Genomic DNA, 25,296 nt, shown 5'->3' with positions numbered 1-25,296 from the left:
AAAGGAAATGACTACTTTTACTTCGATTTTTTATTTAATAGCTAATGAAAAATAAAATTCTACTATTGTTTTTTCTAAGTTCTGTCAATTTCCTGTTCAGCCAGTCTGTTAAGGAATTGTACAAGCAAGGGACGAATGCCTATGAGTCTAAAGACTATGGCGGTTTTTTGCGTATTTGCAAAACCATAGATAGTATTCGCCCCTCGCATCCTACATATAGTTATAATTTAGCTTGTGCTTATGCTTTAAACAAAGAGTATGAGAATTCATTTTCAACATTAGAAAAATGTATTTTAGAAAACAAAGAACTTAATTTTGAGCAAGATGTTGATTTAGAAAGTTTAAAATCATTTGCACACTATGAAAAATTAGTGCAATTAAAAAAATCACTAGCACAAACTGTAGCAAACTCAAAAAAGGTAAGTGTACTTTCAGAAAAAGAGCTGCACCCTGAAAATATTGTTTATTTGAAACAACAAAAGTTATGGTTAGCTGCCAGTGTGCGAAAACGAAAAATTGTAAGTTTTGATGTAGCAACAGGCATCTGTGTCGATTGGTTTAAGGATAATCAGTTGCTTGCTGTGATGGCATTAAAAACAACACAAGATCAGAAATCAATTTGGGTTTGTACAAGTGCAGTTGCAGAAATGGAAGGTTATAACTCAAAGGATACAAATAGGTCAGAAGTTCTGCAAATTGATATAGCTACTCACCAAGTTTTGCAGCGTATTGTATTAGAGGGTAACCATGTACTGGGCGATTTATGTGTTACTGCTACGGGAGCAGTGTATGTAACAGATAGTGTTCAACCTATTATTTATAAAGTTGAGAATGGACAATTAGTAATTTGGCTAGATTTGACTTCACGAGCATACAATTTGCAGGGGATTATTTTTGATGAAAAAAGGAATTGCATATTTGTAGCTGATTATTTAAGAGGAATTTTAAAAATTAATGTATCGACTCCTTCAATTTATAACTGGTTGACTTTTCCAAGAGGATTTACTTTTAAGGGAATTGATGGTTTGAGTTTGTATAAAAATTCATTGATTGTTATTCAAAATGGGGTAAATCCTATACGTATTGCACGTTTAACACTTGAAAATGGTTATCAAATAAGTAAAATAACAATTTTAGATCATAATCGTAATGAATTTAAGGAACCTACATCAGGTTGTGTTGTTGCGAATCAGTTTTATTTTATTGCCAATGTTCCTTGGAGTGCTTATGATTCTAAGGGAAATTTAGATAGTCAGAAAATATCTAATCCTATGTTGTTTGTCACTAAATTATAAATATGCAAATCAATAAATATTTACTAGCCGCTTTTTCCTCGTTTTTTATATGGGGTTTTTTTAGTTTAGCCATTAAGCCTTTGCATGAGTATCCATCCTTGGATATTTTGTTTTATAGAGTATTTTGTGCAACCACTTTGCTTTTAGTTATAAATTTATTTTTTAGAAAAGAAAAAATTATTACCGATTGGCAAATGTTTCAATCGTTAGATGTAAAGCAGAAAAGGCAAACTTTTTTATTAACGGTTTTAGGAGGTTTTTTATTAGTCACAAATTGGTTTCTGTTTATGTATTGTGTAAATCATGTTAGTGTGAAATCGGCTTCTTTTGCCTATCTGATTTGTCCAATTATAACCACTATTTTGGCTTTTTTTATACTCAAAGAAAAGTTAAATCGTTGGCAATGGTTGGCAGTGGTATTGTTTGTATTGAGTTGTGGATTATTATCGTATGGACATGTAAGCGAACTTTTGTATTCACTTATAATAGCCACTACTTTTGCGTTATATTTAATTAGTCAACGCAAAAACAATTCGTTCGATAGGTTTGTAGTCTTAACAATACAATTGTCTATTGCTAGTTTTGTTTTGTTTCCTTTTTACCCATTTTACAAAGGGGATACTCCAAGTTCTCTTGTGTTTTGGAGTCTGATGGGATTAATAGTGGTGCTTTTTACAATTATCCCTTTGTTTTTGAATTTATTTGCATTAAAAGGGATTGCTTCTTCTACTGTTGGGGTTTTGATGTATACTAACCCGTTAATAAATTTCTTTTTGGCCCTACTTTATTTTAAAGAAACGGTAACATTTTTGCAAATCATAGCTTATGTGTTGATTATGCTGGCAATTTTATTGTTTAATAATGCTGTTTTCAAAAAACAAAAAAAGAGTTTATAAAGTGTCGGTTTTTTTTAAATAAGTCTGGAATTATTGATCCAGACTTATTTCAATTTGGTTGCGAATTAAATCATCAAAATTTTCATGTTGTCTAATTAAATGTGCCTTTTCATTTAGCCATAACACTTCTGCTGGTTTATAGCGGGAGTTATAATTTGATGCCATGCTAAAACCATAAGCACCAGCATTTTTGAAACACAAAATGTCACCTTCATTTATTTCAGCAATTTTTCGGTTTGAAGCAAAGGTATCCGTTTCGCATATATAGCCTACTACAGAATAAAAGCGTTCCTTGCCTTTTGGATTTGAAAGGTTTAATATAGTATGTTGCGAACCATATAACATTGGACGGATTAAATGATTAAATCCGGTATCAATTCCTGCAAAAACGGTTGAGGTTGTTTGCTTTACCACGTTTACTTTTGCTAAAAAATGTCCCGATTCACTAACCAAAAATTTTCCAGGTTCGAACATTAAAGTTAACGATTTGCCATATTCTTTTTCAAAAGCATGAAATCTTTTGGTTAATTTTTTACCTAACTCTTCGATATCTGTTTCAATGTCTCCTTTTCGATAAGGGACTTTAAATCCACTTCCAAAATCAATGAATTCTAAACTTTTGAAATGTTTTGCTGTTTCAAATAAGATTTCTGATGCATAAAGAAAAACTTCAATGTCTAGAATATCTGAGCCCGTATGCATGTGTAATCCATTTATATACATATTTGTATTTTCAACAATACGTAACAGATGGGGTAATTGGTGTATAGAAATTCCAAATTTGCTATCAATATGCCCCACAGAAATATTTGCATTGCCCCCCGCTAAAATGTGCGGATTGATACGGATACACACCGGTGTAGTGGGGTATTTGCTTCCAAATTGCTCAAGAATTGATAAATTATCTATGTTTATTTGAACTCCTAATTGGGCTACTTCTTCAATTTCTTTCAAAGAAACACCATTTGGGGTGTAAATAATTTTGTCTGGTGAGAATCCAGCTTTTAAACCTAAAAATACTTCTTGTATAGATACAGTATCTAAACCTGCATCTAATTTGCGAAATAGTTTTAAAATAGAAATATTAGATAAAGCCTTTACAGCATAATTGATTTGTAACCTTTCGATTTTTGAAAATGCTTTCAGTAATCGATGGTATTGATTTTCAATTTTGCTTGCCTGATAGACATACAAAGGCGCTTGATATTCTTGTGCAATTTGTAACAGAATCTCGTTTTCCATATTTTTTTTTTTGTAAAAATAGGATTCGTGTTGAATTCCTAAAAATTTATTTCGAACTAAAACTAAAATATAACAAAATGTTATAAATACAACAAAAAAAGCTTAATTGAAAATTCAAATTGATTTTATAAATGGTTATTTACATTTCATCCTCTAAAATTGACGGTTCAGTAAGTATCAGTTTTAATGGAGGTATTTGTAATGTACTTTTGGAATGAATTAAAAATTAACAGACAACAGATAACAGACAACAGATAACAGACAACAGATAACAGACAACAGATAATAGATGACAGATAATAGATAATAGATAATAGATAATAGATAATAGATAATAGTTAACAGTTAACAGATAATAGATAACAGACAACAGACAACAGATAACAGACAACGGACAACAAATAAAACAATAAACAATAAACAATAAACAATAAACAATAAATAGAATAAGTATGGTACGATTAGTTACAATTTTAGCAGTTTTAGTAAGTTCAGTAATTTTTGGACAAGAAGGTAACAAATTTGAACAAGGGATGGGAAAAGCCTTTGGAATATGGAAAGAAGGGAAATCGACAGAGGCATCTTTGCTTTTTGAGCGAATTGCTTCGGCTGAAAAAACACAATGGTTGCCAGATTATTATGTAGCTTTAATTAATTGCACCGACGCATTTAATCCAGCAAATAGAGAAAAAGCAAATGCATTGTTAGAAAAGGCGCAATCGTCTTTAGATAATGCAAAAACAAAGAGCGATACTAATTCTGAAATTTGTGTATTGCAAGCCTTAATTTATACCGCTATTTTGGTACAAGATCCCATGACTAATAGTATGAAATATTCTCCACTTGTTATGCAGGAGTATCAAAAAGCGTTGGTTCTTAACCCTAATAATCCTAGAGCTGTTTTTGGGCAAGCAGATTTTCAATTAAGTGGCGCTAAATGGACAGGTGTTGCTACCAAGCCTCTTTGTGCAGAAATTAACCGTTCGTTAGAACTTTTTGCTAACTTTAAGCCTGAATCGCCTTTTCATCCTAAATGGGGATTAGACCGAGCAAAACAAGTGGCTACAACTTGTCAATAATTTTAAATTTGTTACAAAAATCATAGACTGATGCAAGTTTTTTTGAAAAAATTTCGAATAATGTTTATCATTAATATTTTTCTATTTCTTTTTTTAAGTTTGGTCGAATATTTTTTAGATAACGAGGCTGTATTGAATTTCAAATGGCTTTATAACTTCGTATATTATGCAGTTTATGGTTTTGTAATAGGAACTTTGAATGAAACCTATTTCAGTTTGATTTATAATAAAGTTAAAATTGAAACTATTGGTCCTAAGCGGTTTATTATTGGTTTTTTAGGGAGTATTCCTATTGGACTTTTGGGAGTGTTTCTTTCCAGATTTATAATTCAAGTTTTAATGAAAGGGCAAACCATTTCGTATTTTTTCAAAAATCAACATAAGGCCGATTACTTTTTTAGCTCTTTAATTACTGTAGTTATTGTATTAATTTTTCACTTGGTTTATTTTTATAGATCCAATCAGGAGCAAAAATTAAAAGAACAAAAAGTAATTGCAGGAACAGCATCGGCACAATTTGAAAGCTTAAAAAATCAAATTGACCCGCATTTTCTTTTCAACAGTTTAAATGTATTGACTTCTTTGATTGAAGAAAATCCCGACCAAGCACAACGATTTACTACTTCTTTGTCAAAAGTGTACCGCTATGTGTTAGAACAAAAAGATAAGGAATTAATTTCTGTAGAAGAAGAATTAGCCTTTGCTAAAACTTATATGAATCTGTTAAAAATGCGTTTTGAGAATAGTATTAGTTTTGAATTGCCTACAGATTTTACTAATGCCGAAGCAAAAGTGGTTCCGTTATCCTTACAACTATTACTTGAAAACACGATTAAGCACAATGTTGTAAGCGAAAAAAAACCTTTGCATATTAAAATTTATATCGACAATGGGTATTTAATTGTTGAGAATAATTTACAGAAAAAAGAAGTACTCCAAGACCGTAAAGGTGTTGGATTGCAAAATATTGTGAATCGCTATGCGCTGATTTCGGCACGTAAAGTGATGGTTGAGGAAAATTCAGATTTTTTTAGGGTGCTACTCCCTATTTTAACAAAACAAATAACGATTATGGAAACTCAAAATATTTATAACGAAAATTTAGCTTACACTAAAGCAAAAGAACGCGTGGAACAACTGCGTGGGTTTTATGGAAATTTAATTTCATATTGCTGTGTGATTCCGTTCCTTATTTTTATTAACTTAAAAACCTCTGATTTTTTGTGGTTTTGGTTTCCAACTTTAGGTTGGGGAATGGGAGTTTTCTTTCACGCTTTTGAAGTTTTTGGTTTTGTCAAAAATTGGGAAGAACGAAAAATACAAGAAATATTAAATAAAGATAACGAACAAAAAAACAAATGGAACTAATATGGAACTAGTAAAATCAAAAGAAGAACTTCGATTAGAACTCGCTAAAGAACGTGTGCGAAAATTGAAAAAGTTTTATACACATCTTTTTATTTACATGATTGGGTTGTCATTGTATTTACTAAAAACCTATTGTGGTTTAGCACTCAACTTTTTTCCTATTCACTTTCTGAATGGTTTTGTAATGGGAATTTGGACTTTTGTGATGGCTGTAGAAATCTTTCAAATGTTTATCAGTGAATTGTTTTTTGGAGAAGACTGGGAAGATAGAAAGATTAAAGAAATAATGGAAAAGGAGAAGCAATTTTAGTATTCAGTGCTCAGTTTACAGTGTTCAGAGATGAGGAAAGTACGAAGCTACTGAACATGCTACTCACGCAGTATGTCAAGCTGAGAAAGAAGCATCTTTTAACTAAAAAAAAATAAAAAATGGATAATTATAATCAAGATTACGAACGATATCAAAAAGTGAAAGCACAAGTAAAAGAAATCAAAGAATTTTATTCTCACTTAATAGTGTATGTGTGTGTTATTGGCTTTTTAGTTTTTATCAATTTAAAATATTCCCCAGAACATATTTGGTTTTATTTACCCATGATGGGTTGGGCTATTGGGTTGTTATTTCATGGTTTAAAGGCATTTGACATCAAGTTTATGTCTAAAAATTGGGAAGAGCGAAAAATCCGTGAGTTTATGGAAGAAGAAAAAAAGAACCAACAAAAATACGAATAACATGAATCATCAAGATAGAAATGAAAGAAGAGAAGAACGCCGCAAAATGCGTCATTTTGTACCAGCAAATGAAGGCGAAGCGCGTTATTATGAGGCATACAAGCGCGTCAAGAAAATAAAAGGATTTTATACGCACTTATTCGTGTATGTTATCATCAATATCATGATAATAATTGTCAATATTCAGCAATTAGATGCTGGTGAATCCTACTTTCAATGGCATAATTTTTATACGGCTTTCTTTTGGGGAATTGGCTTGTTAACTCATGCGTTATCCGTATTTTTACCTAATTTTATCTTGGGAAGTAACTGGGAAGAACGCAAAATACAAGAATTAATGGACAAGCAAAAAGGAAATAAATGGGAGTGATTTTAGTATTCAGTAGTCAGTAGTCAGTGTTCAGTAATCAGTGTTCAGTAATCAGTGTTCAGTAGTCAGTGTTCAGTAATCAGTGTTCAGTAGTCAGTGTTCAGTATTCAGTATTCAGTATTCAGTAATCAGTGTTCAATAATCATTACTTAGTATTCAGATAATTGATAAACTGTAATTTATAGCTCATAACTCATAACTCATAACTGATAACTCATAACTGATAACTCATAATTCATAATTCATAACTCATAACTGATAACTCATAACTGATAACTCATAACTGATAACTCATAACTGATAACTCATAACTGATAACTCATAACTCATAACTGATAACTCATAACTGATAACTCATAACTGATAACTCATAACTGATAACTCATAACTCATAACTGATAACTCATAATTCATAACTCACAATTCATAATTTACCTCCGTGAATATCATTATTATAGAAGACGAAAAACCAGCAGCAAGGTTATTACAACGTAAAGTTGAAAAATTAGGTTTGCAAGTAAACCAATTATTGCATTCTGTAGAAGACGCTTTAGAGTGGTTTCAAAATAATACACATCCCGATTTAATTTTCTTAGATATTCAATTGTCTGACGGTTTATCTTTTGAAATTTTTGAAACCTTAGAAATTAAAAGTGCCGTAATTTTTACCACGGCGTATGACGAATATGCCTTGCGTGCTTTTAAATTGAATAGTATTGATTATTTATTAAAACCAATAGATGAAGATGACTTAGAAGTTGCCGTTACTAAATACAAGCAACGTGTGCAACCGCAACAGTTATCACTAGACTTCGACATGATAAAACGCATGTTAGTAAACCCTGTTGGCAAAGAATACCGCAAACGTTTTACTGTAAAATTAGGACAACAATTAAAATTAATTGATATAGAAGAAGTAGAATGTTTTTTTAGTCAAGATAAAGGAACATATTTACATACCTTAGATAATCGTGACTACTTATTAGATGGAACTTTAGAACAACTTGAAACCGAATTGAATCCCAAAGAGTTTTACCGTGTGTCCCGAAAATTTATTGTGCCATTAAAAACTATTAAAGAGATTCAAATGCATAGTAATTCACGATTAAAATTGATTTTACCGACTTATAAAGATGATGAGGTTATTGTGGCTAGAGAAAAAGTTAGTGATTTTAAAGAATGGATAGGGTAGACTTAAAATTTTACCTTTTATTTTTCAATTTCTAATGCTAAAAAGTTACATTGTAATAAGATTAAATAAGTATTGAAAATGAAAAAAATTCTGTTTTTTTTAGTATTGAATTTTAGTATGTTCGGTCAGGAGCAATTTTCTGTTTTTTTTCAAAGTAATAAACATGAGTTAGCTGTTGCTGAAATGAAGCAATTAGAAAAATGGATTACTCAAAATAAATCTAGTAAAATTTTAACCATCAGTGGGTACACCGATGAAGATGGAACCAATCAATACAACGATACTTTAGCTAAAAAAAGAGTTGAAACGGTTTTTAATTTGCTTAAAAATCAAGTTAAAATTCGCGAGGATTTCAAAAAGATTAGCTTTGGAGAAATGCATCAACAATCTCAAATAAAGTCCGAGAATCGAAAAGTAGTGGTGTATTATTTACAAGAAAAAGATTTGCATAAAGAAGCGATAATCTTAGGGAAACAAATTACGGATACACCCAAAAAGCAAGTGGTTTATTATCCCAAAAGTATCATCATTGGAAATCCAGATGGTTCGGAATCAGAAATTCTTTTAGATGTTGCTTTTATGCAAACCTTAAATGGAGCTCAACCAGGAGAAAAATTAAAATTAGAAAATCTTAATTTTGTACTTAATACTTTTGCTATTACCAAAGAATCTCGTGGAAAATTGTATGAATTGCTCGTAGTAATGCAACAAAATCCAAATTTGAAAATTGACATACAAGGGCATGTATGTTGTGTAAAATCGGACAAACAGGATTTATCAACTCAAAGAGCACGTGCGGTTTATAAATTTTTAGAAATGAAAAATATAGCTAAAGCACGCATGTCTTACCGTGGTTTTGGTAGTACACAACCTATATTTTCGGTGCCTGAACAAACCGAAGCAGAACGTGCTCAAAATAGAAGAGTAGAAATAGAAATTGTTTCCAATTAGACTCCCAAAAAACTTATCACTTATCACTTATAACTTGTAAGTTCTTTTTATCTTTGCGCCACACAACTAAATATTTATGAGTTCTGATACTTCTAAGCGTTATGCTATGCGTGGTGTTTCTGCATCTAAAGAGGATGTACACAATGCCATCAAAAACATTGACAAAGGATTATTTCCAAAAGCATTTTGTAAAATTGTTCCTGATTATTTAACAGGCGATGAAGACTATTGTTTAATTATGCACGCTGATGGTGCAGGTACAAAATCGTCTTTGGCCTATATGTACTGGAAAGAAACTGGCGATATGTCGGTTTGGAAAGGAATTGCTCAAGATGCTCTAATCATGAATATCGACGATTTATTATGTGTGGGAGCAGTAGATAATATCATGCTTTCTTCAACCATAGGTCGTAACAAAAACTTAATTCCAGGTGAAGTGATTTCGGCTATTATCAATGGTACGGAAGAGTTGATTGAAGAATTAAAAAACTTTGGCGTAACCATTCGTACTACAGGTGGCGAAACTGCGGATGTGGGCGATTTAGTACGTACAATTATTGTCGATTCTACGGTAACAGCGCGTATGAAACGTTCAGAGGTAGTCGATAATGCTAATATTCAAGCGGGTGATGTCATTGTAGGTTTAGCATCTTATGGACAAGCGAGTTACGAATCTTCTTATAACGGTGGTATGGGAAGTAACGGATTGACTTCTGCTCGTCATGATGTGTTTGCTAACGAGTTGGCTTCTAAATACCCTGAAAGTTATGATGCATCAGTGCCCTCGGATTTAGTATATTCAGGAAATGTAAATTTAACGGATGTCGTAGCTAATTCGCCTATCGATGCCGGTAAATTAGTACTTTCGCCTACACGTACTTATGCACCAGTAATTAAAAAGATTTTAGAGCAATATTCGCCAGCAACCATTCACGGGATGGTACATTGTAGTGGTGGTGCACAAACAAAAGTGTTGCATTTTGTAGATAATGTACACGTTATTAAAGACAATTTATTCCCCGTACCTCCTTTATTCCAATTAATTCAAGAACAATCAGGAACCGATTGGAAAGAAATGTATCAAGTATTCAACTGTGGACACCGTATGGAATTGTACGTTCCCGCTGAAATTGCTGAAGACATTATTGCAATTTCAAAATCATTTGCTATCGAAGCTCAAATTGTGGGTAGAGTAGAAGCAAGCGAAACTAAAAAATTGACCATTCAATCGGAATACGGTACCTTTGAGTACTAGATTTTTAAATTTATCAAAAAGGATTAATTTCTAAATTCTAAATCAGAATTCTAAATTTTAAATTCAATATGTACGAATTGTTATTTTGGAAATACAAAGAAGAAGTTTATCTAAACAATCATGAAGTTTATGAGCGCTTGTTAGAGCAAGAAACAATTGATGGTTTAGAAGAATTACAAATTGAGGTGATTATAAATCGCATAGCTAAAGTATTTTCAAAATGGGAACGTTTAGATGAAACCAGTTTTAAAAATACCGCAGGCGTAGGAGCTTTTCACTTGGTGACTACACCTCAAAGTGTTTTGATAAATTGCTATGGGACTAAAGGAACCGATATGGAGAAATTGTGCCAAATTATGGAGGAATTCAAATGTCCTTTGTATGACCCACAGGTACCCATGCGTTATGATGAATTTGCTGAATAAAAGAAGATGAAAATTACACCCAAAATAGGAATTGACCAATTGGTTTTTGGAATGAAAACCAAAGATGTTGAAAAAATATACGGAACCCCTGATAAGCAATTTGATGACGAAGAAGGGAATCTGATTTACTTGTATAATGCGCAACAATTGCGTTTGACATTCTACGAAGATGAAGATTTTAAGATGGGGTATATCATTTGTTCCAATCCCTCATTGACATTGTTTGAAACGGCGTTTTTAGGTAAAGAAATTAGTACAGTGGAAACACTTTTGCAATCTAAGAATTTCAAAGCCTTAGAAGTAGAATCATTTGACTCGGTTGATAATTTCTTTAATGAATCCAATTGGATGATTTTTCAAGTAGAATTCAATCGTGTAATTCGTTTTGAACTCGGAGCAGTTTTCAACGATAAAGAAGATGAATTTGATTGGAAGTTTAAAGGGTAAAATATATTATTAAAGAGGCTGTCTTTTTGGACAGCCTCTAATATTTAATCAAATTTATATCGGATTCCTAAAGCAATATCATTTTGCAGACCTTTACCATAATCATTGCTAAAGTATAATTCTGGGCGATAATCTAGTGAGATTTGAAAAGGCACGCCTTCAAAGTTGTATTCGACTCCTACATCTCCTGCTGCGAATAAAAATGATCCACTGCCATCACCATACTTGCCATCTATTTTCCATGAGCCTACACCTCCACCAGCACCTAAATACCAATTGAAACCATTATCAATTTCACCTACCCATTGGTATAAAGCTGTAAGTTTGAAAGCGCTAAAATTATCTCTATTTCTAAATCCTAAATCTGCTTCAAGTCTATTTTCATCAGAAAATTTTCTTTGATAGGAGATCTCTCCTCCAAAACCATGGTTATCACCTAATCTAACCCCTATTGCGTTTTTAGATATATCTTGAGCATTCGTTTGGCTACAAATGCCTAATGCAAATAGAAATGTATAAACAATTTTTTTCATGACGTTTTCCTTTTATTTTTGATGTTCATTTATAAGAATTTTAACGTCAAATATTTTAAAATATTTCGAAACTAGATTTTAGAATATGTTATTTATTTTCCGAATTGAACTTCGTCGTATGTTTTCATTTATAATGAATGTTTTATTAATCTGTCAGTGTAAGAGTTTTAAGTTCGGAATGGATAATTTAATAAATAAATCATTACGAATTAAGTAATTTTTGCAATAGAGTTATCCCCATTTTAAATATAATATCTATCTTATTTGTTTGCAATTCTAATAAAAAAAGGTGACAAAATGCCACCTTTTCCAGTTACAAAAAAGTGATTTATTTTTTGATGAATTTTTTTGTATTAGAAGTAAAACCATCAGAAACTTCTATAATGTACGTACCGCTACTTATTTCATTTAAGTTTATAGCGTTATTTTCAATATTTCCTTTAGCAATGTTTTGTCCCATTAGATTATATATTTTATAACTTGTATTTTGAGCTTCAATTCCTTCAAAATACAGTGTTGAATCTTCTACAGGGTTTGGATACACACTAAAATTTAATTTGCTATTTTCAATGTTTTTAGCAGTGGTAGTACTAGATTCTAAACGAGCAGTTGTAGAGGCAATGTTTATGGTGTAATCTTCCACTTCGCCAGTTGTAAAAGTTTCACAAGCAGTGGGTAAAACACTATTTTTCATAGATACTCTCATTTTAGTAGCACCTGTTAACGCTGTGCTTGGAATTGTAAAGCTACCACTCACCGAAGTTGCTTTTGTTTTAGATTTAGTAAATACCAATTCATTAGCATCAAAAGAACCATTTTTATTAAAGTCAATCCATACATTATAAGCTTCAAACCCTGCTGCGCCATTCCATCCTGGGGTTACCGTGATGGTAGCCGTAGCACCTATGCTTAAGCTGGTTGATTGCGCTGTGAAGTTTCCATACCCATAGTTGTTACCTGATAAATTGTTGATAGTTCCTATTTGAACTCTGTTGATGTATTCTTTGCTAGTCCCCCCTGTTGAAGTACAGTAAGTAGGAGCTACGGCTGTAGTGGTTACCGTTACAGTATTGCTGTTTGCAGAAAGATTCCCCGCTGCATCTTTAGCCACTACATAAAAGTTGTAAGCAGAAGAAGCTGATAAACCTGACACTGCTAAGGATGTAGCGGTTGTCGTTGTTTTTAAAACCCCGTTTTGATATACGTTATAGCCAGTTACTCCTGTGTTGTCTGTCGCCACTGTCCATGATAAATTCGTTGCTGAAGTAGTTGTACCTGATGCCGAAGCTGTAACAGTAGTAGGAGCTGTGGTGTCCGCTGCTGCCGCAGTTGTTACCGTTACAGTATTGCTGTTTGCAGAAGTATTACCTACAGCATCTTTTGCCACTACATAAAAATTATAAGTAGTGGATGCGGATAAACCTGATACAGCTAAAGAGGTAGTGGTTGTCGTTGTTTTTAAAACACCGTTTTGATATACGTTATACCCAGTCACTCCTATATTGTCTGTTGCAACGGTCCATGATAAATTTGTTGCTGAAGCTGTAGTACCTGATGCTAATGCTGAAACAGTAGTTGGAGCTGTGGTGTCTGCTGCCGCGGCTGTTGTTACCGTTACAGTATTGCTGTTTGCAGAAGTATTACCTGCAGCATCTCTTGCTACTACATAAAAACTATAAGTTGTAGATGCTGATAAACCTGATACGGCTAAAGAGGTAGCGGTTGTCGTTGTTTTTAAAACACCGTTTTGATATACGTTATACCCAGTCACTCCTATATTGTCTGTTGCCGCTGTCCATGATAAATTTGTTGCTGAAGCTGTTGTGCCAGAAGCTGAAACAGTCACGGTTGAAGGAGATGTGGTGTCTGCAACTGTGGTGCCCGCAGTGATGGTAAAATCAGCATTGTTAACATCAAAGAAAATATGATTGCTTCCTTTTACCATTATACGGTTAGTTGTCCCTGCTACATTCGGTAGGATTACATTATGTGAACCATCGTTTGGAGTTCCAGCGGCTAAAGTGATTGGGAAAGTTTGACCGCCATCCGTTGATAATAAGATATCCACATTGGCACAATTCACCCCATTCGCATTCGTACCGGCTACCGTCCAGTTAACAGTTTGTGTAGAACCACCTACATATGATGCAGTTGTATTTTGTGTATCTACCGAAAAAGGACCAGCAACCCCGTCTACAGTAACGATCATGTCATCCGTATTGTTTGCTCCACCACCTGCACGGTTGTCACGAACAGTTAAACGGAAGTTTAACGTACGAGCCACTGAAGGTAATGTTTCTGAAGCAATATAAACTCCTGAAGTAGTAGTTTGTCCGGCTAGAATTGTAGTCATAGTAGGGAAATATCTAGTTGAATTATTGCTTGGAGCGAATGAACGGAATAAAGGGCCTGTAGTTGCAGTAGCAGTTGGTACAGTAGCAGTTGCGCTCCCTAAATCCATTTGTTCCCAAGTATAAGTTAAAAGATCGTTGCTATTTCCATCAGACGCAGTACCTGTTAACATAAAAGGAGTTCCTTTAGGAATTGTAAAATCTAAACCAGCATTTGCAACTGGTACGGTATTACCTGTAGAAGTTGCTATTGGGCAGGTTTTAGTTTTGATATAATCGGTTACTTCTTGAATACTGATGGCATGAAAATAAGCATCTTTATAAGCCTGATAATCTTTTATCGTAGTACCACCATAGCTCATGATGGTAGAGCCACTTCCTACTTCCATTTGTGCTAATGAGCCGCTTTCTGTTTTGTAAGTAAAGGAATGATTTGCTCCTAATTGGTGTCCCATTTCGTGTGCTACAAAGGCTATATCAAATGTATCTCCTTGATAAGCTCCAGAGTACGCACATGTATACCCTCTGCCTTTATATAAATCGGAACAAACTGAACCTATTCCACCAGCATCACCACAGTTTCCAGTTCCTGCACCAAATAAATGCCCCATATCAAAATTAGAAAGGCCAATTATTGTTGAAAGGTTGTTATGGTTTTCTACCCCCCAGTTGTATTTCGTAGCAAAATCAGAATAAGGATCTGTAGAAGGATCTGTATAAATTAATAAATCATTATTTGCTACTAATTGCAAACGAACTCCAAAATCACGTTCATATACTGCGTTGATTCTAGTAATGGTATTATTGATACTTGCTAAAGTATTTATTTTTGATCCTCCAAAATAAGCAGCATATTCTCCTGTACAAGCCACAGCTAATCGGATTGTACGCAATTTACTATCGTCAGCGCCACGAGCAGTGAAACTATTTGCCTTTTTTTGGGTTAAATTTTCAATTTTTTTATGCGCACAATCAAAATCAGTTTTAATGCTATTTTCAGTGCTTTTATAAATAGTATATAAAGAATTTTTAGCATCGATTGGTTCTATATAGGATGTTACTGAATTAGAACTGATGATCATACCTTTTAAACCCAATGGAGAAATACTAAGATACGCTTGTTGATTAGGAACAGAGGTACTAATCGCGGTATAGGATTTGATTTCAGGATATTTTGCAGCTAATTCTGGAGCTAGACTAGAGTTTTCAAATACCTGAAATGATTCTAAAACTCCTTTTGAATTTGGTAAGCTGATAATAATATTTGATGCTTTGCTAGCGTTTTTGCTTGGTGCTTTTGCTAGTTTTTGAATCAAAGTAATTTCATCTAATTTATAAATATTGTTTTGAGGTAGGTTAAAATTTACTTTTTTGTAAGCTGTTGAATTAGTAGTTGTTTTTTCCCAAAGATTATTTTCGTTTTGTGCAGATCCAAGCAAACTGATGAATAACGATGTAATAAAGATTAGTTTTTTCATAGTATTATTTTTTTGTAACTATGTCAAAATTAATTAGTTATATTTGAATTATCGATGAAGTTAACAAAATAATCGATGAAATGCATTGAAATTTAAACTTTCACGGAAATAGCTTACAATTATTTTTAGAATAATAGTAATATGAATGAAGTAGTTTGTCGTAATTATTTGGTTTTTAATCGAATAGTTTTTTTTCTTTTGAAAGATTATTCTTTACTCATTAAAAATGAATTAAATTTGTTGTGTGAGAATTTAAACTGAATTTGATATAGAATAGCAATACTCTTTAGGAGATTAAATTTTATAATTTACTTCAAATACCGCATTAATCTCTTCTTTACAGGTTAAATGACCAAATTAAACATTGCTTTTTTTACAGTTTCTATGATTCGGTATTAAATCTATAGACGGTTTTATGGTTCATGTGATTGCTTAGCAATTTGAAATACCACCACATAAAGCCAAAAAGGTACTTTTGTAAGATAACATGCTTATTCCTTAATGTTAAAATTCCAATTTTAATTTGGAAAAATTATTCTTACTCCAAATCTAAATCACATTGTTGTAATTAAAATGTATTTATAAAATATACTAGATAGCATTATGTGATTTTAAAAAATTTACTATTAGCATGGTAAGTTTTAAAATGTTTTTATTTTAAATCGAATCGTTATGAAAAAAAAATTCAATTTATACAGTAAAGCGGTTTGTCATTCAGATGAATGGCTTTGCAAATTTTATGATTTAGTCAGAAAAAAATATCTATTCTTCCTTTTTTTGATTCTTAGTCCTTTTTATACGTCAACTATTTGGGCTCAAATTTCCATTGATGGAAATCCAAGCGATTGGCCTTCTGCATTGAATGATGCTAATAATACTAAAAAGGCTTTCCGACACGACCCTTTTAATTCAAATGTTGACGATCAATGGACGGGAGGTTCTCAAGACGGGGATGCCTCTCCAGCTGCTAATTGGAAATGGGCTTTAGGAAATTCTAATGATAAAGGTGACATCGCTAACGCTGGTGCGGTTTTAATAGGAAATACCTTGTATTTTTTTGGGGATAGAGCTGCGCAAAATGGAGATTCTCAAATTGGCTTCTGGTTTTTCTTAAATAATGTAGGACCTAATGCTAGTCCAACGAGTTTTAATGGTGAACATTCTAACGGAGATATCTTAATTATAAGTAATTTCACAAATGGGGGAGGAAATGCTAAACCTAATGTGTATGTGTGGAGTAATAAAACCGCTAATTCTCCTGGAGGGTTAGTCCAGATCGATGATAATCAAGTAAATGCTCTTATAAAAACCAATACACAAACTTATAATGCTCCTAACAATGTGATGTTTAATGGGGAACAATGGGATTTTGACCCTAAATTTGGCGATCCAGGTACTTATCCTCCTCCTTTATTTTTTGAAGGTAGTTTAGATTTAGGTTCTATTCAAGGTATAAGTCCATGTTTTAAAAAATTCTTATTAGAGACAAGAAATTCACAATCTCTGACCGCTTCATTACAAGATTTTGTTGCTGGTGGATTTTCAGGAGTACCAAATTCGCCAATTGTTGGTCCTAATGCCAGATGTGGAGCAGGAAGTGTTGCTTTATCAGCCTCAGGATGTAATGGAACATTAAGTTGGTATGCTTCATCAGCAGGTGGGTTAGTTTTAGGGACTGGTTCCTCTTTCAATACACCTTCCATTTCTCAGTCTACCACTTACTATGTGTCCTGTACTGTTGATGGTTGTGAAAGTGAAAGAACCCCTGTTTTGGCTACCATACGACCACTTCCAATTGTAGATGCAGTAGATAATAAGGTTTGTGTGGGAAGTTCTGTTCAGCTTTCAGTTTCACCGCCCGGTGGAACTTGGAGTGGAAATAACGTTTCGAGTACAGGTTTATTCGATGCAAGTAATCTGTCGCCAGGACAGTATAATGTAACATATAGTTTTAGCGATCAAAATGAATGTAATAATGCAGATACCGCAGTAGTTACAGTTAATGCACTTCCTCTGATACAATGCCCTTCAAATGAATCGGCCCCTGTTTTATGTGGTGTCAGTCAGAATATTGCTCAATCTCAAGCTAATACCGATTTTGCAGCTTGGTTGAATTTAGGACCAAAGTCCTCAGGTAATTTAGTGGTAACTCGTTCGTATAATTATAGTGCAGGTGCTACTCCTCCAAATATTGGAGACGCTCCTTTAATTTTAGCTTTTGCGGATCCCACTATAATAAGTACCTCAGTTACCGTTACTTGGGTGATTAAAGATAGTGTGACGGGATGTGAAAATCAATGTAGTGCCACATGGACTTTACGCTACGGTTGTGCTGTGAGTTGTAATAGTGTAGCAGTAGATGTTAAGTGTAATGGAGCAAATACAGGTTCTATAACTGTCACACCTACAGGAGGAATTTTGCCTTATAATGTTTATTTGTTCAAACTTCCTGATTTAGTTAATCCAGTGGCATCTTCTTTAGGTATTAATCAGGATGGGACACCAGTAGCTTTTTCAAATTTGTATGCAGGAGATTATGTTGCTATTTCTACTGATGCAACTACCAATGTAGATACAGGTTCAGCATGTCCAGCAAAAATAATAGAGCCTACAGCATTACAAGCAAGCGATAGTCATGCCGATGTAAAATGTAATGCAGGCAATGACGGTTCAGTAACAGTTACTTTTAGCGGTGGTACATCACCATATGAAGTAAACTTTAATGGAGGTGGATTTGAAGCAAAAGCATCGCCAGCATCATACAGCAATTTAACAGCAGGAACCTACACTTGGGTAGTCAAAGATGCTAACGGATGTATAATTGAAGGAAGCGAGAATGTGGGGCAACCTACGGAATTAGAAGCTAGCGATAGTCATGCCGATGTAAAATGTAATGCAGGCAATGACGGTTCAGTAACAGTTACTTTTAGCGGTGGTACATCACCATATGAAGTAAACTTTAACGGAGGTGGATTTGAAGCAAAAGCATCCCCAGCATCATACAGCAATTTAACAGCAGGAACCTACACTTGGGTAGTCAAAGATGCAAATGGATGTATAATTGAAGGAAGCGAGTCAGTGGGTCAACCTACAGCGTTACAAGCTAGTGATAGCCATGCCGATGTAAAATGTAATGCAGGTAATGATGGTTCAGTAACAGTTACTTTTAGCGGTGGTACATCACCATATGAAGTAAACTTTAACGGAGGTGGATTTGAAGCAAAAGCATCCCCAGCATCATACAGTAATTTAACAGCAGGAACCTACACTTGGGTAGTCAAAGATGCTAACGGATGTATAATTGAAGGAAGCGAGAATGTGGGGCAACCTACGGAATTAGAAGCTAGCGATAGTCATGCCGATGTAAAATGTAATGCAGGCAATGACGGTTCAGTAACAGTTACTTTTAGCGGTGGTACATCACCATATGAAGTAAACTTTAACGGAGGTGGATTTGAAGCAAAAGCATCGCCAGCGTCATACAGCAATTTAACAGCAGGAACCTACACTTGGGTAGTCAAAGATGCTAACGGATGTATAATTGAAGGAAGCGAGAATGTGGGGCAACCTACGGAATTAGAAGCTAGCGATAACCATACCGATGTAAAATGTAATGCAGGCAATGACGGTTCAGTAACAGTTATTTTTAGCGGTGGTACATCACCATATGAAGTAAACTTTAACGGAGGTGGATTTGAAGCAAAAGCATCGCCAGCGTCATACAGCAATTTAACAGCAGGAACCTACACTTGGGTAGTCAAAGATGCAAATGGATGTATAATTGAAGGAAGCGAGATTGTGGGGCAACCTACGGAATTAGAAGCTAGCGATAACCATACCGATGTAAAATGTAATGCAGGCAATGACGGTTCAGTAACAGTTACTTTTAGCGGTGGTACATCACCATATGAAGTAAACTTTAATGGAGGTGGATTTGAAGCAAAAGCATCGCCAGCATCATACAGCAATTTAACAGCAGGAACCTACACTTGGGTAGTCAAAGATGCTAACGGATGTATAATTGAAGGAAGCGAGAATGTGGGGCAACCTACGGAATTAGAAGCTAGCGATAGTCATGCCGATGTAAAATGTAATGCAGGCAATGACGGTTCAGTAACAGTTACTTTTAGCGGTGGTACATCACCATATGAAGTAAACTTTAACGGAGGTGGATTTGAAGCAAAAGCATCCCCAGCATCATACAGCAATTTAACAGCAGGAACCTACACTTGGGTAGTCAAAGATGCAAATGGATGTATAATTGAAGGAAGCGAGTCAGTGGGTCAACCTACAGCGTTACAAGCTAGTGATAGCCATGCCGATGTAAAATGTAATGCAGGTAATGATGGTTCAGTAACAGTTACTTTTAGCGGTGGTACATCACCATATGAAGTAAACTTTAACGGAGGTGGATTTGAAGCAAAAGCATCCCCAGCATCATACAGTAATTTAACAGCAGGAACCGTACACTTGGGTAGTCAAAGATGCTAACGGATGTATAATTGAAGGAAGCGAGAATGTGGGGCAACCTACGGAATTAGAAGCTAGCGATAGTCATGCCGATGTAAAATGTAATGCAGGCAATGACGGTTCAGTAACAGTTACTTTTAGCGGTGGTACATCACCATATGAAGTAAACTTTAACGGAGGTGGATTTGAAGCAAAAGCATCCCCAGCGTCATACAGCAATTTAACAGCAGGAACCTACACTTGGGTAGTCAAAGATGCTAACGGATGTATAATTGAAGGAAGCGAGAATGTGGGGCAACCTACGGAATTAGAAGCTAGCGATAACCATACCGATGTAAAATGTAATGCAGGCAATGACGGTTCAGTAACAGTTACTTTTAGCGGTGGTACATCACCATATGAAGTAAACTTTAACGGAGGTGGATTTGAAGCAAAAGCATCGCCAGCGTCATACAGCAATTTAACAGCAGGAACCTACACTTGGGTAGTCAAAGATGCAAATGGATGTATAATTGAAGGAAGCGAGATTGTGGGGCAACCTACGGAATTAGAAGCTAGCGATAACCATACCGATGTAAAATGTAATGCAGGCAATGACGGTTCAGTAACAGTTACTTTTAGCGGTGGTACATCACCATATGAAGTAAACTTTAATGGAGGTGGATTTGAAGCAAAAGCATCCCCAGCATCATACAGCAATTTAACAGCAGGAACCTACACTTGGGTAGTCAAAGATGCAAATGGATGTATAATTGAAGGAAGCGAGTCAGTGGGTCAACCTACAGCGTTACAAGCTAGTGATAGCCATGCCGATGTAAAATGTAATGCAGGTAATGATGGTTCAGTAACAGTTATTTTTAGCGGTGGTACATCACCATATGAAGTAAACTTTAACGGAGGTGGATTTGAAGCAAAAGCATCGCCAGCGTCATACAGCAATTTAACAGCAGGAACCTACACTTGGGTAGTCAAAGATGCAAATGGATGTATAATTGAAGGAAGCGAGATTGTGGGGCAACCTACGGAATTAGAAGCTAGCGATAACCATACCGATGTAAAATGTAATGCAGGTAATGATGGTTCAGTAACAGTTACTTTTAGCGGTGGTACATCACCATATGAAGTAAACTTTAACGGAGGTGGATTTGAAGCAAAAGCATCCCCAGCATCATACAGCAATTTAACAGCAGGAACCTACACTTGGGTAGTCAAAGATGCAAATGGATGTATAATTGAAGGAAGCGAGTCAGTGGGTCAACCTACAGCGTTACAAATTAATCTTGAAGCAAAACCAGAAACCTGTGATGGCACAAAAACAGGAAGTATAGTAGCAATATTTTCAGGTGGTTTAGGGACATATATGTTAAGTATTGATGGAGGTAATTATTTTACAGCAAATTCTCCTTATGAATTTACAGGATTAGGTGCTGGAGGACATTTAATTTCCATCAAAGATAATAATGATTGTAAAGATAGTGCTGAAATTACAATTGAATTAATTCCTTGTGAAACCACCCATTGTTCCTACACTCAAGGTTTCTACGGAAATGTAAATGGAAATGCATGTTTACCTAATGGAACTTTGTCTAAAGCACAAGCTATTATGGCAGCGGCTGTTGATGCACAACCAGGAGACTATTTTGATTTTGGTAGTTATGCTAATGGTAATTATTTTAGATTGAAATTATCTGATATTATAGGTAAACCAATAGCATCTGATAATAATATCTTTAGAATGTTACCTGGAGGTGGGACTCCAAGAAAATTAGTTGGATGGGCTACCTATGATGTTCCATCAACTTGGCAAACGGATAGCGATCCGTTAAATTATGCTAAAGGAAAACGCGGTTCTATCAATAATAATTTATTGAGTCAAACCATGACGTTGTTCTTTAATATTTCTATGGATAGTTCCCTTGGTAATGTAAAACTGAAATCTGATTTCAAAACAGTTGCTGAAGTAGGTTGTGGTACAGATGATGTTGATCCAAATGATCCTGGTCAAGTATTTAGTATATCCAATAATGTAATTAATTACTGGGGTGCTGGAGCAACTCCTACTGTGAAAGATTTGTTTAAATTAGCCAATGACGTTTTAGGAGGTGTTGTTACTACAGTTTCTGCTTCTGAAGTAAATGGTGCTGTTGATGCAATTAACAGAGGTTTTGATGAGTGTAGAATTGAAGTACCAGTATTATACTCTCCTTTAACCATTACAGAGGAAATTTCTATTGAAGAAGAACCTGCTTTGTTTAGTTCATATCCAGTTCCATTTGAAAAAGAGATAAATATAGTTTATGATTTTGATTCTAAATCAGATGTAAATATCCAAATGTACGATTCAAGAGGTACTTTGTTACTCAATGAAGTAGATAGAAATGTTTATAAAGGCAAAGAATATAAAATACAACCAGAATTTAGTGTGGGTAGAGGTAAATTGTACTTTGTGAGAATTGTTACAGATAAAGGGGTACAAATTAAAAAAGTACTCTCTCAAAATGACAATTAATTTATAATAGCAAAGTGTTTGAAGAATATTTGGTTAATAACTTTAACAGAGGCTGTATCTTAATATGGCCTCTTTTTTTGATTTCTAGTGGAGAATATCGCTTTTATATTGATTTGTTATTTTGAGAATATAAAACCCAATCCAATCGATTTTAATAATTTTTTTGAAAAAGGGAAAAAGAATTTAGATTGCCCAAACAGCCACCCAAATACCATAAGCATAAAAGGATAAAGAGGAAGAACAAGAACAAAAAAGAGGACATAATAGATAGACCAATGCAGGTTTTCTTTGGTTAAACCCAAAAACTTCATCAAATATCCTGATATTTTAGCCGATAACGAACCATTAATAGCAAATACAATAAAAATTACAGTCAATTGCCAATTGGAAGTGATACCCCAGCGTTCTTTTAGTTTGTTCATGAGTTACATTCGTTTGTACAAATATACTTAACGAGGGGGAACTCTGCCAAATAATTGTTGGTTATTTGCGTTTTGAAAATAAACCAGGTAGTTATAAATTAAATAATTGACTTCATAGCCATAACGTAGGGTACGGTCGTAATTGATTTGCATTTCGTATAAATTTGGATTAAAGCGTTGTGGTTGCATCACGCGGTTGTTCCACTCTTGTATCCATAATTGATTTTTGTTCTCTAAATAGCTCAAAGAATAATAACCTCTGGGTAAGGCACGACTGTATAACCAAGAGGAATAGCCAGGGTCTATGATGATGACTTCGTATTCTGTTTCTTCATTGGCAATTTTAATGGTATCACCTTTGATAACTTTAGCATTAGCCTCATTATTTTTTGAAGCATCAAATGTTTGTGATTGACAAGACACCGTCAAAGACAAAAATCCTAAAAAGAAAAATATTGCTTTCATTAGTTAAGTCTTTTTTAATATACCACAAAAATCATGCAAAAATGTACGGTTTAGAATATTAACACTTAAGGTTAAGATATCTAAAGTATAACTTTAAATAAAACCTAACAAGTATTTATGCTTGTTAGGTTTGTTTTAATATGAGATTATATTTTAAACTTCTTTAAACAGTATTATTTTCCAAAAAGTTTGCCTAACAAACCTCCCAAACCTCCTTTTTTAGAAACAGCTGCTACCGCATCGTTAATTCCTAATTGTCCATCACCATCTTGGTCTAGAACTGATGTTAATACGGAACCACCTGCTGATGCACCTGAACCACCTAGTAAACCTCCAAGTAAACCACCTAAATCAGAACCGTTTTGAACATTGCTATCTTTTGCTTTATTAGCTAAAAAAGCCATTAATAAAGGAGCTGCCATCTTTAAAATAGAACCAATTTTGTCTGTTGGTACTCCTGAACTTAGACTTAAATTGTTTTCTAATTCTGACTGATTGCCACCAAGCACATGACCTAAAATCTTTCCGCCATCTTCTGTATCTAAACCACCACCTAGTAAACCGCCAATATTGTCTAATAAGCCACCTTGCTTGCCACTCATAAGTGCACCTAATAAGCCACTAGCTCCATCTGCTGAAGAAGCATTGTTTTGCATAGCATTGACTAATTGAGGTAGAGCAGAAGTCAACACGGAAGAGGTTTCTCCTTCGCTAGTTCCTACTTGATTACTAATATTTCCTATAATTTGCTTGCCTAAATCGCTGTTGATTAAATCTAAAATTCCTGACATTTTACGTTTTTTATTTAGTTAGTAACTATAAAATTACGGAATATTAAATTAAAACTTAGTTAAAATGGTTTAGAATTCTTTCTACGAGTTCCATACTGCATCGTTCGATAGATTCTACAGTAGCTCCACCAATATGTGGGCTTAAAGAAATATCAGGATGCATTAATAATTGAACAGCGGGCGTAGGTTCGTCTTGAAAAACATCTAATCCTGCAAAACTTATTTTTTTGTTTTCTAAGTAGTTAATTAAGTCTACTTCATTGATTACTTCACCTCTTGAAGTATTGATAATTCCTACGCCATGTTTCATTAGCTCAAATTCTTTTTGTGTTAACAAGTATTCATTTTGAGCGGGAACATGTATGGAAATAAAATCTACTTGAGGTAAAAGTTCTTCCATAGGAAGAAGGGTTACTGGTAAGGTTAGGGTTTGATGGTTAAAAAATGAAAGAGTCACGTTTTCAATTCCTTTTTCTTTTCCTGTAGCTAGTACTTCCATGCCCAATGCTAAAGCTTTTTGAGCAACTGCTTTACCTGTTTTGCCAAAACCAATGATACCTAATTTTTTGTCTTTTAACTCTAAACCATTGGAATAGACTTTTTTCAATTGATTGAATTGTGTGTCTCCGTCTAAAGGCATATTTCTATTGGCATCATGCAAATAGCGTGCACCAGCAATCAGATGACCTATTGCCAATTCAGCTACAGCATTCACCGATGCATCTGGAGTATTAAAAACAGCAATTCCTTTTGATTGAGCGGTTGCAAGGTCGATATTATCTAAGCCAATTCCAGCTCTTCCGATACATTTTAGAGTAGGACAAGCTTGGATGATTTCTTGAGTAACTTTGGTAGCACTTCTTACAATTAGAATTTCTATTTCATTTTTTTGGATATAATTAGCCAATTGTTCCTGAGCAACTTTCGTAGTAAGCACTTCGTGTCCGTTTTCAGTTAATTTAGAAATAGCATTGGCAGAAAGCCCGTCGTTAGCAAGAATTTTCATTGATTTTATATTTTAAAAA

General features: G+C 34.3%; 21 protein-coding genes. 14 read left to right on the top strand and 7 right to left on the bottom strand.

The window, feature by feature from the left end:
* Positions 1-44 precede the first annotated feature (44 nt).
* Positions 45-1,295: a hypothetical protein gene (locus ACQY29_RS12120; protein ID WP_428225442.1), complete on the top strand. Its 1,251-nt coding sequence runs from the start codon at positions 45-47 to the stop codon at positions 1,293-1,295.
* Positions 1,296-1,297: 2 nt separating this feature from the next.
* On the top strand, positions 1,298-2,191 hold the full coding sequence (locus ACQY29_RS12115; RefSeq protein ID WP_428225441.1) for an EamA family transporter: 894 nt from the start codon (positions 1,298-1,300) through the stop codon (positions 2,189-2,191).
* Between the two features lie 30 nt (positions 2,192-2,221).
* Here the strand turns inward: ACQY29_RS12115 and lysA are convergent, their stop codons facing one another.
* Positions 2,222-3,433: a diaminopimelate decarboxylase gene (gene lysA / locus ACQY29_RS12110; RefSeq protein ID WP_428225440.1), complete on the bottom strand. Its 1,212-nt coding sequence runs from the start codon at positions 3,431-3,433 to the stop codon at positions 2,222-2,224.
* 452 nt (positions 3,434-3,885) lie between these two features.
* Between lysA and ACQY29_RS12105 the strand changes: the two genes are divergently transcribed.
* The 10 genes from ACQY29_RS12105 to ACQY29_RS12060 all read left to right on the top strand — a co-directional run bounded on the left by ACQY29_RS12105 (position 3,886) and on the right by ACQY29_RS12060 (position 11,252).
* Positions 3,886-4,512 carry a hypothetical protein gene (locus ACQY29_RS12105; RefSeq protein WP_428225439.1) on the top strand — a complete coding sequence of 209 codons (627 nt, stop codon included), beginning with the start codon at positions 3,886-3,888 and terminating at the stop codon, positions 4,510-4,512.
* Positions 4,513-4,572: 60 nt separating this feature from the next.
* Positions 4,573-5,880 carry a 2TM domain-containing protein gene (locus ACQY29_RS12100; RefSeq protein ID WP_428225438.1) on the top strand — a complete coding sequence of 436 codons (1,308 nt, stop codon included), beginning with the start codon at positions 4,573-4,575 and terminating at the stop codon, positions 5,878-5,880.
* 1 nt (position 5,881) lies between these two features.
* Positions 5,882-6,190, top strand: a complete 309-nt coding sequence (locus tag ACQY29_RS12095) for a 2TM domain-containing protein (RefSeq protein ID WP_428225437.1) — start codon at positions 5,882-5,884, stop codon at positions 6,188-6,190.
* Between the two features lie 119 nt (positions 6,191-6,309).
* Positions 6,310-6,612, top strand: a complete 303-nt coding sequence (locus ACQY29_RS12090; protein ID WP_428225436.1) for a 2TM domain-containing protein — start codon at positions 6,310-6,312, stop codon at positions 6,610-6,612.
* A 1-nt stretch (position 6,613) separates the two neighbouring features.
* Positions 6,614-6,982, top strand: coding sequence for a 2TM domain-containing protein (locus tag ACQY29_RS12085; RefSeq protein ID WP_428225435.1), 369 nt, complete (start codon positions 6,614-6,616; stop codon positions 6,980-6,982).
* A 439-nt stretch (positions 6,983-7,421) separates the two neighbouring features.
* Positions 7,422-8,174 (top strand): LytR/AlgR family response regulator transcription factor, encoded by a 753-nt coding sequence (locus ACQY29_RS12080; RefSeq protein WP_428225434.1) that lies wholly within the window; start codon positions 7,422-7,424, stop codon positions 8,172-8,174.
* A gap of 78 nt (positions 8,175-8,252) precedes the next feature.
* Positions 8,253-9,125, top strand: coding sequence for an OmpA family protein (locus tag ACQY29_RS12075; RefSeq protein ID WP_428225433.1), 873 nt, complete (start codon positions 8,253-8,255; stop codon positions 9,123-9,125).
* Positions 9,126-9,201: 76 nt separating this feature from the next.
* Positions 9,202-10,380 (top strand): AIR synthase related protein, encoded by a 1,179-nt coding sequence (locus ACQY29_RS12070; RefSeq protein ID WP_428225432.1) that lies wholly within the window; start codon positions 9,202-9,204, stop codon positions 10,378-10,380.
* A gap of 68 nt (positions 10,381-10,448) precedes the next feature.
* The gene (locus tag ACQY29_RS12065) at positions 10,449-10,805 is read left to right on the top strand and encodes a hypothetical protein (protein ID WP_428225431.1); all 357 of its coding nucleotides are present in this window, start codon (positions 10,449-10,451) and stop codon (positions 10,803-10,805) included.
* Between the two features lie 6 nt (positions 10,806-10,811).
* Positions 10,812-11,252 carry a hypothetical protein gene (locus tag ACQY29_RS12060; RefSeq protein ID WP_428225430.1) on the top strand — a complete coding sequence of 147 codons (441 nt, stop codon included), beginning with the start codon at positions 10,812-10,814 and terminating at the stop codon, positions 11,250-11,252.
* Between the two features lie 44 nt (positions 11,253-11,296).
* On the opposite strand, the gene ACQY29_RS12055 is transcribed toward ACQY29_RS12060, so the two are convergent.
* Positions 11,297-11,785 carry a hypothetical protein gene (locus ACQY29_RS12055; RefSeq protein WP_428225429.1) on the bottom strand — a complete coding sequence of 163 codons (489 nt, stop codon included), beginning with the start codon at positions 11,783-11,785 and terminating at the stop codon, positions 11,297-11,299.
* 328 nt (positions 11,786-12,113) lie between these two features.
* The gene (locus ACQY29_RS12050; RefSeq protein ID WP_428225428.1) at positions 12,114-15,614 is read right to left on the bottom strand and encodes a reprolysin-like metallopeptidase; all 3,501 of its coding nucleotides are present in this window, start codon (positions 15,612-15,614) and stop codon (positions 12,114-12,116) included.
* Between the two features lie 672 nt (positions 15,615-16,286).
* Here ACQY29_RS12050 and ACQY29_RS12045 point away from each other — a divergent pair.
* Both ACQY29_RS12045 and ACQY29_RS12040 read left to right on the top strand, forming a co-directional pair.
* Positions 16,287-20,105, top strand: coding sequence for a SprB repeat-containing protein (locus tag ACQY29_RS12045; protein WP_428225427.1), 3,819 nt, complete (start codon positions 16,287-16,289; stop codon positions 20,103-20,105).
* Positions 20,106-20,133: 28 nt separating this feature from the next.
* Positions 20,134-22,593, top strand: coding sequence for a hypothetical protein (locus ACQY29_RS12040; RefSeq protein ID WP_428225426.1), 2,460 nt, complete (start codon positions 20,134-20,136; stop codon positions 22,591-22,593).
* Between the two features lie 116 nt (positions 22,594-22,709).
* Here ACQY29_RS12040 and ACQY29_RS12035 read toward each other — a convergent pair whose 3' ends face one another.
* The 4 genes from ACQY29_RS12035 to ACQY29_RS12020 all read right to left on the bottom strand — a co-directional run bounded on the left by ACQY29_RS12035 (position 22,710) and on the right by ACQY29_RS12020 (position 25,277).
* Positions 22,710-23,015, bottom strand: a complete 306-nt coding sequence (locus ACQY29_RS12035; protein WP_428225425.1) for a DUF6787 family protein — start codon at positions 23,013-23,015, stop codon at positions 22,710-22,712.
* A gap of 27 nt (positions 23,016-23,042) precedes the next feature.
* On the bottom strand, positions 23,043-23,480 hold the full coding sequence (locus ACQY29_RS12030; protein ID WP_428225424.1) for a DUF6146 family protein: 438 nt from the start codon (positions 23,478-23,480) through the stop codon (positions 23,043-23,045).
* A 173-nt stretch (positions 23,481-23,653) separates the two neighbouring features.
* A complete protein-coding gene (locus tag ACQY29_RS12025; RefSeq protein WP_428225423.1) occupies positions 23,654-24,271 on the bottom strand; it encodes a DUF937 domain-containing protein in 618 nt (205 codons plus the stop codon).
* Positions 24,272-24,326: 55 nt separating this feature from the next.
* Positions 24,327-25,277 (bottom strand): D-2-hydroxyacid dehydrogenase, encoded by a 951-nt coding sequence (locus tag ACQY29_RS12020; protein WP_428225422.1) that lies wholly within the window; start codon positions 25,275-25,277, stop codon positions 24,327-24,329.
* Positions 25,278-25,296 lie beyond the last annotated feature (19 nt).

The sequence above is a fragment of the Flavobacterium sp. genome (assembly GCF_965262375.1).
In the GTDB taxonomy this organism is placed as follows: domain Bacteria; phylum Bacteroidota; class Bacteroidia; order Flavobacteriales; family Flavobacteriaceae; genus Flavobacterium.
Note: the sequence above shows the minus strand (reverse complement) of the source record. Positions and strands in the feature narration are given on the sequence as shown.